Raw genomic sequence first — 12,984 nt, 5'->3', positions numbered from 1 at the left:
TCGAGCCTTGGAGCCCCCCTTAGCCTGACCCATGCAACGCATTGAAGGAGATTGAGAGATGGATCTCACCGTGCATCGGAAAACCCCTTCAATTGCTGTCAATGATGGCCGCGGCCTGGCGGTTTGCCAGGTGGCCTACCTACGCAAGAGCGTTGGCGCGCCTCTGGAAACACTCATCACCCGACAGCGTCATGACGTCGCAGGCAGACCGGTGGAGCACTGGGATCCCCGTCTGTTCGGCTCCAGGCCTAACCTGACGACAATCCATGGGCTGGCCGGTCAACCGCTGAAGATCGACAGCGTCGATTCCGGTTGGCGTCTGAGCCTGCTCGGGATGGCCGGTGAAGTCATCAGCCGCTGGGATGAGCGCGGTAATCAATGGCGAACTACCTACGATAATCAATTGCGCGTACTGGCGGTTGACGTCAATGGTCAACCGAACGTCGAGGTCTGGACCTACGCAAAGGCCGATGCGGACCCTGGGCATAACCTGCGCGGGCAGTTGATCAGGAAAATCGATCCTTCGGGCTCGATGGAATTCGATTCCTTCAGCCTGCAATACTTGCCTTTTGCTGAAACCCGCACCTTATTCGATGGCAGCGTCCATACCACGAGATGGCTTTACGGTGCAGACGGCAAGGCGCTGAGCCAGACGGATGCCGGCAACCATCAGCAGCACTCGCGCTATGGCATTGCCGGGCAACTCAAGCAAATAACACTACAAATCAATGCCAACGATTCCCCTCAGGACATCCTCAAGGATGCACAGTACAACGCCGCCGGTCAGGTCATCGAACAACAACTCGGTAACGGCGTGGCCAAAACCTGGATCTATGACAAGGCGGATGCTCGGCTGACACACATGAAGGCCGGAGTGCCTGGCCAAGCCCTGCGCCAGGATCTGGAATATGGCTATGACCAGGTCGGTAATGTGCTTCGCATTAAAGATCACACCTTCAATCCGGTGTTCTTCGCCAACCAGTACATTGATGGAACCCGTGAGTTCACCTATGACTCGTTGTACCGGTTGGCCAGCGCCACCGGCCACGACACCACCCCACCGTCCAGCATGCCAGGGCGGCCGCTGCCGAACGACCCCAACAATATCCTGAACTACACACAGACCTACGAGTACGACACGGGAGGCAACCTGATCAAGTTGACTCATAGTCGCGCGGTAGGCGGTTACACCCATCAGATGCGAATTGATCCGTCCAGCAACCGTGGGGTGCGCTGGAAGGAGGGAGATCCCGAACCGGTTTTTTCCAGGTTATTTGACCTCCATGGCAATCTCCAGGCCTTGCAACCGGGTCAGTCCTTGCACTGGAACAGTCGTAATGAGCTGACCTCCATCACGCTGATCGAACGCGAGACCGGCCTCGACGATAAGGAAACCTATCGCTACAGCAATGGCGAACGTGTCTATAAACGCCACGAAACCCATACGTCATCGACCAGCCATTTTCACGAAGTGCGCTACCTTCCCGGCCTGGAAATACGCACCCGCGACACAGGTGAAGCGCTGCACGTCATCACTTTGCCGAATGTGATTGGCAACGTGCGTTGCCTGCATTGGCTCAGCGGTAAACCGGGAGACATCGAGGCCAATCAGGTGCGCTACTGCCTCGACGACAGCCAGGGTTCCAGCCTCATCGAACTTGATCAAACGGCCCGTCTGATCAGTCACGAGCACTATTATCCATTCGGCGGTACGGCTTGGCTGGCAGCGGATTCGGAGCGGGAAGTCAGTTATAAAACCATCCGCTATTCGGGCAAGGAGATGGATGACAGCGGACTTTACTACTACGGACGGCGTTATTACGCGCCGTGGTTGCAACGCTGGATCAGCGCCGATCCAGCGGGGGCTGTGGATGGGTTGAATCTGTATGCGATGGTGGGTAATAACCCGATGAGTTTTGTCGACATCCTCGGGTTAACCGGTGGTTTTCCCGAGCAAATGAGCTCAAGAAGCACGTCCATTCTGACAGCCAATACTAGAAATCCCCTACCACCCAGAAAAGGAAAACCAGACGAAATTCAACGCGTCGAAAATGCGCATCTAGAGAAATTTCCAGACGCTAAGTTCACCAAAAGAAAACTCAATGATTTAAGTGCTCATGCCGGTGCTGAATACTCGGATGGTAGCCCTGAAAACTCCATAATAATTACCGATATGTTCAATATCGTTTTACCGGCTGAAGGCGTGGAGGCCTATAAAGGCGTCAAAATCCATAAACCGCGTAATGTTGCCTTGGGCGAATCCAATCCGGCAAACCTCGGCATATTGCGAATAGATGCCGATGTATTTATTCCGGAACTCAACGAGGCTTTCAGAACGGCTTACAATGATCAAACTTATCCCGTGAAAATATATAGATCAGGTAGCGATGACCCGATAGATATGAGAGGGATCGAGTATGAAGCCCGTCCGCTCCACTCGTTGACAGAAGAACTCACTAAAAACCATATCATCGCAAGTGATGGTTTTATTCCTCAAGGTGCGGGCATTCCTTCATTTCATGCTGAAACCAGAGTTTTAAACACTGCCGCGCTAATGATCCCCAATATTAGTGACAATCTACAAAACCTGACCATCATCACTCAAAGGTTGCAGAAGGAAGTAGCCGCAGTCGCTTTTCCGGCATGTTTCAACTGCAGTCACATACTGGATACATCCCGCCAAGGTCGGTCCGCTATTGACATTCCAACAGGGCGAATAAATTTATCCCATGAGGAGTGGAAACATATAGTCCAGACCTATCCAAGGTGAGCAATTTCATCACTGTCAGCCTAGATGAGCCAAAATGGGTTTGACCTGTCAACGTCTTTGAAAACGAGAGCGTTGACAGGCAAACCGTCGTTAGCGAATGGAGTGTCTTTATTACCGTCAGACACTCGCTGTATTCATGGCCTCCCGGGTCAGAGTCCTGAACAGAACCTTTCGTTTATCCGCCAACTCGGTGATTTTGCGCTCATACGCCTGCTGCGAGATAGCACCCGCCAGATGCCGATTGAGCAGTTCTTCTGACTTCACGTTGTACACCGTCGAATTCTGCGCAAACGCCTGGGCATAACGCCCCTTCAGGTACTTGCGCCAGAACCGCTGCTCGATGATCCGGTTCACCCCCCCCTCACCCGCCTCAAGCGTCAAAACCGATTCATACGCCTGATCTATCTGCGCGTCACTCACCTCAGCCATCTCCCGGAACAACATCCCCCGCGACTGCCACGGCAGTTCAAGTCGATCCGCCAGACCGGTCTGAAACGCCAGATAAACCTCCACCTCGTCGATGGTGCCGGTGATGTCCCCGTCTTCATCGACCGCCATAAAGGTTTCACCGGCCTGTAATCGGCTCTGGACAGTGGCGCGGGCGATTTCATTGACCTGATCCAGACGGGACTTGCCCTTCGCCAATCTGATCAGGCTGGTTTCGATCTGCTCAGGGCTGCCACCCAGATACGCTTCGTGAACCAGTACTTTGATCCCCATTTCATTGAAAATCTGCGCACCAGCGTCGGCACATGTATCAGGGTTGGTGGCCATGCGAAACAGTTCTTCGCGCAGCGGAGTGTCCTGGGTAACGGCGTCGAGCATTCGCCACACCCGTTGTTTCAGCCCGGGACGGCTGGATTCTTCGACGTAATCGGCTGAGTCGGTGAGTTGCTCCAGCACTTCGAAAAAACCTTGGGCATTCGGTTCCCCTTCAAGCTCATCCCAGGTCGCTTGCCTGCCTTCTCGTTGTACGCCCGACAAACCTTCCAGCCAGTACACACTGATTTCCTCGCCCTTGGGCGGGTAGCTGCGTGCCGGGTCATACCCCACCGAGCGCATGTAGCCCTGAAATTGTTCACGACCTTGATCAGACAACCGATCGCGGCTCAAACGGGTGCGGGCAACAAGACGTGCCTGCTCCGAACCGGATGTCACTTGGGGCACCTGTTCAATCGGATTGCCCTGCAGATCCAGTTCAAAGGCGCGCGGTCGCGGCAGCGTGAGCAGGCCGATGGGCCAATTCGTTATACCGGTATCGTGCAAATCCAACAGTTGGAGCTCAGCCATTTGGCTGACATCCGGCCCCTGCGACAGCGCGGAGTTGCCAGCCAATCTCAGCGTTTGCAGACGGGTCAGGCCGGCCATATCCGTCACACTTTCAGCGGTCAGCGTCAGTTGGTTATTGGAAAGGTTAAGACTCTCGAGCGCCGGCAAATTTTCCTGCAAGCGAGGGGGGGCGACCAGCGCGTTGTCACTCAAGTCCAGCGCCCTCAGATTGGGGAAGTAATGCAGTAAACCGGTGATATCGGTACGCAATTCGACATGGCGGAATTGCAGCGAACTGACATGCCGGAAATCAGCGTTCAACGCTGGCAAATACTCCAGAAAATCACTCGTCCAGTGAAAATCCAGGTCCAGGGCATAGCCGTCCGGCCCCGACGTTTGTGCAGCCTGCCAGCATTGCTTGATCGCCTTGGAAAAGCGCCCCTTGTGGTAGCGCTGATCCATGGGTAGAAGCTCGCCTCGCTCGATCGCCACCCAGCTATCCAGGGCTTTGGTCAGTTCCTCGAACTCCGACTCCCGCTCGCCGATGGTCCGCAACGCCCGAGTCTGCGAGCCGGATGAACGGACAAAATCGGCAAACGTGTCCGCACTCGCCTGCGGATACAGCACCTTGAACCGATCCTCCAGGCTCAACGTCCCTCCCGTACCGAGCAGAGGCTCATTGATTCGCGCAAACCCCTGAACGGCTCCGCGCAAACGGGTTGCGGCCGCGGTGTCCAAAACGTGTCGAACAGAGGGTTCAGGAAGAATTTCGCGCAACGCCGCATGCCTCAGCGGTGCGTTCTGCAATGTCTGTCGCAATTGGATGCCTTGACCAATTTCGTGGCCCAGTTTCCTGCGCGCGGCATCAGGCAAGGCTTGCAACAGGGAGGTATAGAAATCGTCAGCGCCATGCAGTGTATTGCCCTCTTCGTCATAAGGCTGAAAGGTGTTCTGCGTGGTTCGCGCCAGAACTTTGCGAATGGGCGCGTGCTCCGTCCCGATACTGTCGAGTAGCGGCCCATCGAACGACTGGTTGCGCATCTCGATGCGCACCTCGGGCGACCAGCCTGGCAGTCGCTCGATACTGTGCAACGCTAGCCGACTGGTATCCAGATTTTCGCTCGAGGGCAAATACAACCCCTCATACGCCCGGACAATCCGCCATTCACGCATCGCCGTGCGGGCCTCCTGTCGCAGACGTAACGGTAAACGCTGCCGGTCGCTCATCTGTTGGCGTTCTGCCTCGGTGATATCGACCAGCAGCTCATCCATGATGGCATCCGGCAATTGAGGAAACTCGCTACGAAATCCTTCAACGTGCGTCGCCACGTCAGGGTCGACAGAGGCTTCATCGAGTCTGAAGCGAGCATCCACCAACGCCGCTTTTTGCTCCTTGGCCGCCGTGGCAATGAGCGCGCGCAGTCTGGCCGCACACATATCCAGGACGATAATTCCATCGCCAAACGCTTCATCCAGCAGGGCCTTGACCTCCTGCTCTTGCAGTTGGGACAACAGTGTTGCGGCGAGATCGTGGTAACCGGTCTGCCCGGATCTGACCTTGACCATCCGTTCGCCCAAGTCTGGCGAAGACTGCCAGAGCACTTCGTCTTGAGCGTCGAGCCACTGCACGTTACGGTTCTTTGGCCACTTGCGATGACGTGTCAACAGTTCCAGTTGGGTCTGGGCATCGGCCTGGCCATACACCTGCGGATCATGGCTGCTCATCCGCTCGATGAAGGTACTCACCTCCTGGTCAGCGGTAAAACGCTTGATGGTTGCGACCAGCAACGCCGGCGGTCGCTCATGCTCGACGTGCAGCTTGCGCAATACCGCTTCGTCAACGCCACTGACGATCCGGATCTGCTCCAGGGTTTGATCGGAAAACGAATCGACGCGATGCCCCAGGCGTCGCATCAGATTGACGCCCTGCCATGCCTGAGGACGCTCAGCCTCATGCACCCACGCACCAACACCGTTGTGTGCAAGACGGGGAGCGTAGGCGTCGGCTCGTCGGGGATGCTGAATGCGGTACTGGTCCGATCCAGGTTCAGGCTTAACCACAAACTGCCTGCCATCGAGCGACAGCACCTCCTGTCCTGCATGCCGATAAATGCCTTTTTCATCTGGCCGCACAGTTTCATCAAGTGTGACCGACTGTGCGTAGCGCCCCAGATCAGGATCCCATAATCGCGACCGACCATCGCTCGTTTCTACCACCCGCATGCGCTCGACAAAAAGCGAGGACTTGAGCGGCAACAAGGCGCCCACCACTTTGCCTCCTGCGGCGAATGTACCCAACTGGATCAGGCTTTCAGCCACACCGATCAAATGCCCGGCCGCTTCGCTTCGCTGCCCTTCTGACCACTCGACAACCCCTTCGAACGTTTCATCAAGCAGTTGATAAGCGGTATAGGCCAACATCAGCTCGCCAAGCAAAGGGACAAAGGGCGCGGCCACAAAAGCGGCCACTTCAAGAATGGCGACGGCAATTTTTTGAAAACTATCCCAGCGCGCCCAACGGGATTTTTCATCCTCATCGCCAGTGGGCACCGCCATCGCTCGAGCGTCATTGAGAATTTTGTTCAGTTTCTGGTGAAAGTCATGGGTCCAGAAGTCACCGCGGCTTCGTCGATATGCCATCTGTAGATCAGGATTGATAATTGGCTCGCTACGCCATGCCGGCTTTTGTTCAAACGGCAAGGTTGCATGCCATTGAATCCTTGAAAGTCGGTTATTGAGCTGGAAAAAGAAGGTGCCCCGCTGTTGGTGAGGGACAAACCGGCTGAAAAAGCGCTGATACTCAGGCACACGTAAATGGGTGGTCAATTCGCTGCAGAACCTGGCCAGAGAGGGATATTGTTTGACCGGATGGTGCGGGTCATGGGGGACATAGACGATGACTTGTTCGATTTGATGGCTGTGATCAAGGTCCGCAGCGATCAGAACAATGCCTGTCAGGGCAGTGTCCATCATCGTCAATTCATAGCAGTACATCGGTTTGCCGTGCAAAGTCAGTGCTTGATGCCCTGCAACCAAATTCAACAGCATGCGATGAGTTTCGTGATCAATGTCCTGTTTCATGAGTGCCAGAACACTGGCCGCACGCAATGCATCCCTTTGACTGGTCTGTACTTTGCGTTGTAACACCGCCCTCGCCACCGGGTTGGCGAACCCCATGAACGCCTTCAAGTAAACTTGGTATCGCGCGCCGATATCCAGTTCACGACACAACGCTGCGAAGGCCTCAACAGACAATTTATGTTTGATCGGCACGATGTCGAATTGCCCGGAAGCAGAAGGCTTCGTAATGAAGTCGCTCGCCGCGTCGAAATAACCCGCCCGGGTTTCTTTAACTTCGAAGTTATGCAGCGCGGCCTCAAGCAGCGACAGCGTCCGCACATCAAATCCGACCACAATACCCTTGGGACAATAAAGCCGCAGGTAGGTCGCTTTGACATCCAGGGTAATGTTGTACTTATCTTTCAGCGCAGCGATTAAAAACGGTTCGGCGAATGTTTCGACTTCCTGAACCTTGTTCAGAATTTTATCACTCTCGTTTTGTGACGCCCAACTTTCCTCAAACGCGCTTTTCATCTCATCACGCAATTGCGCCGAGGCCATGTCATACCGGGGCATGGCAGGTCCAACAAGCTGCTTTAAAGCGGCGCGGTTTTCTGCGAGGGCGCTTGAAAGCCAACCTGGAATAGCCTTGGCAATGAAATGTGCGTGCGGATTCTGAGTAATAGACTCAGGAAATGAACGCTGTGTAAATTTAGCAGCAGTTAAAACATCAAACATAATGACAAGTCATCCATGACCTATTGGAAAATACGAGCCTATTCGAATTTCCTTATTTTATTTTTCTTCATCTATTTCAAGGTATTAACTAAAAAGATCTATAGCCTTCCAGTGCCCGGGATCAAAGGATGTCGACCATAAACCGCTCCCGTGCCAACACGCTGCAAAACTGGATGCGCGCCCTGTCCCAAACCTCTGTCTATATTTTCCGGCTAACAGACGCATTCCCGGTGGATTGCGACGTTTACGAAAGAAAAATCGCCGAATGACGCTTTTCGCGCTGTATGTGCCGCTTTCTGCCTTGCTCTGCGAGCGCGTCTCTACGATTCTTCAAGAACAACGACAACACCCGAGAATCCGTCATGAAAACCGTCGCCCAACTGCTCAAGTTAAAAGCCCAACAGAATCAGGAAGTCCACACCATTGCGCCTCATCAAATGGTGCTGGAAGCGCTGATGGTGATGGCCGCAAAAAACGTCGGCGCGTTACCGGTGCTGAAAGAGGGAAAGGTCGTCGGCATCATCAGCGAGCGTGACTATGCGCGCAAACTGGTGCTCAAGGGGCGCTCCTCTGTCGGCACACCGGTCAGCGATATCATGGTGGCGCCGGTCATCACCGTGGACACCCATCAAACCGTCGAAACCTGCATGGGCATCATGTCCGAAAAACGCCTGCGGCACTTGCCGGTGGTGGAAAACGGCGAGTTGATAGGCTTGCTGTCCATCGGCGACCTGGTCAAGGAAGCCATTGCCGAACAGGCTGAACTGATTCGGCAGTTGGAGCAGTACATCCGCGGCGAGTGATTGCGACACACCGCAAATCCCCTTGTGGGAGCAAGCTTTTGTGGCGAGGGAGCTTGCTCCCGCTGGGCTGCGAAGCGGCCCAAAAAAAGGAACTGCTGCGCAGTTCAGCGGGAGCAAGCTCCCTCGCCACAGAAGCTCCCATATAGGTTTGATGTGTTCCTATGGCCAATGCCGCGCGAAAACCGGTGCCAACGCAGGGTGCCGGTCGAAGCGTTCGAGCCAGGCGGAGAACCCCGGCCGCGCACCGCGCAAGTGCTCCCGAGTGCCCGCCCAGCGGGTCACCACCGCCGCCAGAATATCCAGCGCGCCCGGTGTTCCGTCGCCCAAGTACAATTTGCCGGCGAACTGATCGGCAAACACCTCCCAACTCCAGTGCAGGCGCTGGCGGGCACCGGCCATGAGGTTTTCCCTGGATGATTCGTCCGCCTCGGCCAGCCAGCGCTCGGGGTAATCGATGATGCCGATGGCTGCATAGCAATTGCTGACGATGTACACCAGGCCCCGAATAACCTGATCACGCTTGAGCGGGTTTTCCGGCAGCAGGTTCGACTCCGGGAACGTGAGGCCCAGATGAATCAGGATGGCCGCACTCTCGGTCAGAACACCGCCATCGGGCAGTTGCAGGGTGGGAATCTGCTTGAGCGGGTTGAGCTTCTCCAACGCCTGAACCGCCTCCGGGGACGATGAAACATCGATGAAGCGATAAGGAACCTCGCACAGTTCCAACGCGGCTTCGATGGCGGCCGCACCTGAGTTCTGATGCCCGTAGAGCTGGTACATGACTAAATCTCCTCTGCGACTCTCTCTTTGTAGCAGCTGCCAAAGATTGCGCTCGGCCAAAGCGGTGGGCCAGTCAATTCATCCGTCAAATGTAGTACCGCTTTCGCGAACAGGCCCACAGGACCGTCGTTGTAATCATCATCAGCGTCGATGTTCACCATCACGTCAATGAAGTTCTCATAAAAAATCCGCGGCGTAACATCCGCTCCATACCCAACCAATAACACCCCGGAGCACACCACCATGAAACGCCAAATCCTCCTCAGCATCGCTTTCTCGGTTTTTGCAGTTAACGCTTTCGCCGCTTCCTCTGCTCACCCGGTCGTCGCTGAAGGTGGCTCCGATCGTCTGATCCAGAATCGCGTCGCTGAAGGTGGTTCGGATCGTCTGATCCAGAATCGCGTTGCCGAAGGTGGCTCCGATCGTCTGATCGAGAATCGCGTCGCCGAAGGTGGCTCCGATCGTCTGATCGAGAATCGTGTGGCTGAAGGTGGCTCCGATCGTCTGATCGAGAATCGCGTTGCCGAAGGTGGTTCGGATCGTCTGATCCAGAATCGCGTGGCTGAAGGTGGCTCCGATCGTCTGATCCAGAATCGCGTTGCTTGAATGAAGGGTTTTACCGCGGTACTCAATAAAAAACCCGGCCTCATCAGCCGGGTTTTTTTATAGTCATTTTTTGGTTCGGTTACATCCCCGCGCGCTTCATGCAGCGCTGATAACGCTCATCGACCCGCTTGGCGAACCATGCCGTGGTGAGTTTGCGGGTGATTTTCGGGCTTTGCAGCAAGATCCCCGGCAACACCGCCCGGGGTAATGGCCGGCCTTCGGCCTGTTCGGCCAAAGCAAAGACCCGCCGATAAAGCTTGGTGTCCTCGAATTCGAGACCTTTACCCTCCTCCAATTGATCCCGAATAGTGAGGTTGCGCATGTCCAACTGCTTGCCGAGAGTGCGCACCGCCAATTCCGTGGCGCCCGGCATGATCGAACCGTAGCGCACCAGATCGCCATCCAGCGCCAACGCAATACCCGTCGCACGACTTACCGCGTTCTGGAACGCCGCATTACGGCTGGCGTACCAACCGGCGTTGAAATCAGCGAAGCGATACAGCGGCTGTTTGTAGCTCACCGGGTAACCGAGCAAATGGGCAATACCGAAATACATACCGCCGCGACGCGTAAACACTTCGCGGCGAATCGAGCCGTCCACCGGGTAGGGATAATCCCGAGCCTGCTGCTCTGCAAAGTCAATGCTGACCTGCATCGGCCCGCCGGTGTGCACCGGGTTGAAACCATCGAACAGCGTCCGCCCCATGGGCACCATGCCGATGAAGTCATCAAAAATCGCGCTGAGCTCTTTTTCGCTGCGCGCGGCATTCAGCCGATCGCTGTAACTTTTGCCATTGGGTGAACTTACCTGCAAGGCACCGCTCACCAGCAGGCCGGGAATGTGGGCCTTGGCGGCGCGGCGGTCGATCTCGTCCCGGGCGATCTTGCCCAGGCCCGGCACCCGCGGATCAGCCTGAAACGTCGATTCCTGCTCAGTGACCGCGAGTACCGAACACAGGTTTTGCGTGGTCGGTGAAATCTTTTGCGCGGCAAATGCCGCATAGATGTCCGTGGCCCAGCCCTGGCGGTCGACCGTCTTGGCCGGCAGCAGACGCATGATCTCTGCCTTGACCTCGGCAGGCTTGCGGGCCGGCGGTTCCTGCGTGCGTTGGCTACCGCAACCGGCCAGAACCAACAGAGCCGCGATGCTCATGATCAATCGATTGGCTTGCATGGTGCTCCATCAAAATCCGTTGAGCCGGGTTAACCATACGATCAATGGCATGGCGCAGGCTATGACTGTGACAGTCGCGGACTGTTCCCCTGCGCTATAGGGGTGGTTTTCCGTTGGGCAGCCGGGAGGCCAGTGCATCCGGGCTGAACCATACTTGATCCACATACCGAGGAGGACAGGCTCATGAACCGTAGCGACGTGCTGATCATCGGTGCCGGCCCGACCGGGCTGGTACTGGCGCTGTGGTTGAGCAAACTGGGGATTGCGGTGCGGATTATCGACAAGACGTCGACACCCGGCACCACTTCACGTGCGCTGGCGGTACAGGCGCGAACGCTTGAACTGTATAGCCAGCTCGACCTCAGCGACGCCGTTGTGCAAAACGGCCATAAAGTGGCCGCGGCGAATTTCTGGGTCAAGGGCGAACCCGTCGCGCGCCTGCCGCTGAGCACCATCGGCGAGGGTCTGACGCCCTACGCGTTTCTGGAAATCTATCCGCAAGACGAGCACGAACGCCTGCTGATCGAACGCCTGGAGGCCTTCGGTATTACGGTGGAGCGCGATACCGAACTGCAAAGTTTCGAGGAAACCGGCGACGGCATCACCGCCCGGCTGCGTTTGCCCGATGGCCAGCAGCAAACCTGCCAGGCCTGTTACCTCGCCGGCTGCGACGGCGCCCGGTCGATTGTGCGCAAGACGCTGGACACCGGTTTTCCGGGTGGCACCTACCAGCAGATTTTCTACGTGGCGGATGTGCAGGCTCGCGGCCCCACGTTCAACGGTGAACTGCATGTGGACCTTGATGAAGCCGACTTCCTTGCCATTTTCCCCTTGTCCGACGAAGGTCGCGCCCGCCTGATCGGCACGGTTCGCGACGAGCGTGCCGACCGCGCCGAAACCCTCCAGTTTGAAGACGTCAGCAGCCGGGCCATTGAGAATTTAAAGCTGCAGATAGATCAGGTGAACTGGTTCTCGACCTACCGCGTGCATCATCGGGTTGCGGATCACTTTCGCACGGGGCGCGCGTTTCTATTGGGTGACGCTGCCCATGTCCACAGCCCGGCGGGTGGCCAAGGCATGAACACCGGGATTGGCGATGCGATCAATCTGGCCTGGAAACTCGCGACAGTGTTGAGCGGCGGCGCCACGCCCAAACTGCTCGACAGTTATGAAACCGAACGCATCGCCTTTGCCCGGCGCCTGGTAGCCACCACTGATCGGGTCTTCAGTTTCGTCACGGCCGATGGGCCAATTGCCGACTTGGTGCGGATGCGCGTGGCACCTTTTTTGATCCCGAAAATGATCTCGCTGGAACCGGTTCGGGAGTTCATGTTTCGCACGGTGTCGCAGACCACCCTCAACTATCGCGGCATGCCATTGAGCGAGGGGGTTGCGGGCCATGTTCACGGCGGTGATCGTCTGCCTTGGGCCCACGACGGTGAAGGGGACAATTTCGAGTCGCTGAAAAATCCGACCTGGCAGGTGCATGTGTATGGCGAGACCAGCGATGAAATGATTGCCTGGTGTACCGAGCATCACCTGCCATTGCAGGTGTTCGACTGGCGGCCGGTGTTTGAAACGGTGGGGCTGGCGCGCAACGGGTTTTACCTGCTGCGGCCGGATACCTATGTGGCAATTGCCGAGTACAGCGCCGATCCGAAGGTGATCGAGCGGTATTTCCGGGACCGTGGGATTCGGCCTTTCGTCGGCTGAACCCAAGATTAGCTTGGATGATCGTTCCCACGCTCTGCGTGGGAATGCAGCCAGGGACGCTCCGCGTCCCA

Annotated in this window: 7 protein-coding genes; 4 read left to right on the top strand and 3 right to left on the bottom strand. The window is 56.4% G+C overall.

The features are described 5' to 3' along the window. Nucleotides 1-58: 58 nt before the first annotated feature. Nucleotides 59-2,770 carry an RHS repeat-associated core domain-containing protein gene (locus AB3226_RS23695; RefSeq protein ID WP_367374847.1) on the top strand — a complete coding sequence of 904 codons (2,712 nt, stop codon included), beginning with the start codon at nucleotides 59-61 and terminating at the stop codon, nucleotides 2,768-2,770. A 117-nt stretch (nucleotides 2,771-2,887) separates the two neighbouring features. Here the strand turns inward: AB3226_RS23695 and AB3226_RS23690 are convergent, their stop codons facing one another. Continuing rightward, nucleotides 2,888-7,837 (bottom strand): NEL-type E3 ubiquitin ligase domain-containing protein, encoded by a 4,950-nt coding sequence (locus AB3226_RS23690; RefSeq protein WP_367374846.1) that lies wholly within the window; start codon nucleotides 7,835-7,837, stop codon nucleotides 2,888-2,890. A gap of 362 nt (nucleotides 7,838-8,199) precedes the next feature. Here AB3226_RS23690 and AB3226_RS23685 point away from each other — a divergent pair, with 362 nt between their 5' ends. Then, nucleotides 8,200-8,640 carry a CBS domain-containing protein gene (locus AB3226_RS23685; protein WP_007901706.1) on the top strand — a complete coding sequence of 147 codons (441 nt, stop codon included), beginning with the start codon at nucleotides 8,200-8,202 and terminating at the stop codon, nucleotides 8,638-8,640. A 159-nt stretch (nucleotides 8,641-8,799) separates the two neighbouring features. On the opposite strand, the gene AB3226_RS23680 is transcribed toward AB3226_RS23685, so the two are convergent. Next, the gene (locus AB3226_RS23680) at nucleotides 8,800-9,420 is read right to left on the bottom strand and encodes a glutathione S-transferase N-terminal domain-containing protein (protein ID WP_367374845.1); all 621 of its coding nucleotides are present in this window, start codon (nucleotides 9,418-9,420) and stop codon (nucleotides 8,800-8,802) included. A gap of 243 nt (nucleotides 9,421-9,663) precedes the next feature. Between AB3226_RS23680 and AB3226_RS23675 the strand changes: the two genes are divergently transcribed. Continuing rightward, nucleotides 9,664-10,026, top strand: coding sequence for a hypothetical protein (locus AB3226_RS23675; RefSeq protein ID WP_367374844.1), 363 nt, complete (start codon nucleotides 9,664-9,666; stop codon nucleotides 10,024-10,026). A gap of 79 nt (nucleotides 10,027-10,105) precedes the next feature. Here the strand turns inward: AB3226_RS23675 and AB3226_RS23670 are convergent, their stop codons facing one another. Then, the gene (locus AB3226_RS23670; protein ID WP_367374843.1) at nucleotides 10,106-11,200 is read right to left on the bottom strand and encodes a DUF1615 domain-containing protein; all 1,095 of its coding nucleotides are present in this window, start codon (nucleotides 11,198-11,200) and stop codon (nucleotides 10,106-10,108) included. Between the two features lie 183 nt (nucleotides 11,201-11,383). Here AB3226_RS23670 and AB3226_RS23665 point away from each other — a divergent pair, with 183 nt between their 5' ends. After that, on the top strand, nucleotides 11,384-12,913 hold the full coding sequence (locus tag AB3226_RS23665; protein WP_367374842.1) for an FAD-dependent monooxygenase: 1,530 nt from the start codon (nucleotides 11,384-11,386) through the stop codon (nucleotides 12,911-12,913). The last annotated feature ends 71 nt before the right edge of the window (nucleotides 12,914-12,984 follow it).

Origin of the sequence: Pseudomonas lini (genome assembly GCF_964063345.1) — a bacterium.
Classification (GTDB): Bacteria; Pseudomonadota; Gammaproteobacteria; order Pseudomonadales; family Pseudomonadaceae; genus Aquipseudomonas; species Aquipseudomonas lini_B.
Note: the sequence above shows the minus strand (reverse complement) of the source record. Positions and strands in the feature narration are given on the sequence as shown.

Excerpts from the sequence above, each read along its gene's own strand:
- AB3226_RS23695 (WP_367374847.1), top strand. The coding sequence starts at position 59 with ATGGATCTCACCGTGCATCGGAAAACCCCTTCAATTGCTGTCAATGAT.
- AB3226_RS23690 (WP_367374846.1), bottom strand. The coding sequence starts at position 7,837 with ATGTTTGATGTTTTAACTGCTGCTAAATTTACACAGCGTTCATTTCCT.
- AB3226_RS23685 (WP_007901706.1), top strand. The coding sequence starts at position 8,200 with ATGAAAACCGTCGCCCAACTGCTCAAGTTAAAAGCCCAACAGAATCAG.
- AB3226_RS23680 (WP_367374845.1), bottom strand. The coding sequence starts at position 9,420 with ATGTACCAGCTCTACGGGCATCAGAACTCAGGTGCGGCCGCCATCGAA.
- AB3226_RS23675 (WP_367374844.1), top strand. The coding sequence starts at position 9,664 with ATGAAACGCCAAATCCTCCTCAGCATCGCTTTCTCGGTTTTTGCAGTT.
- AB3226_RS23670 (WP_367374843.1), bottom strand. The coding sequence starts at position 11,200 with ATGCAAGCCAATCGATTGATCATGAGCATCGCGGCTCTGTTGGTTCTG.
- AB3226_RS23665 (WP_367374842.1), top strand. The coding sequence starts at position 11,384 with ATGAACCGTAGCGACGTGCTGATCATCGGTGCCGGCCCGACCGGGCTG.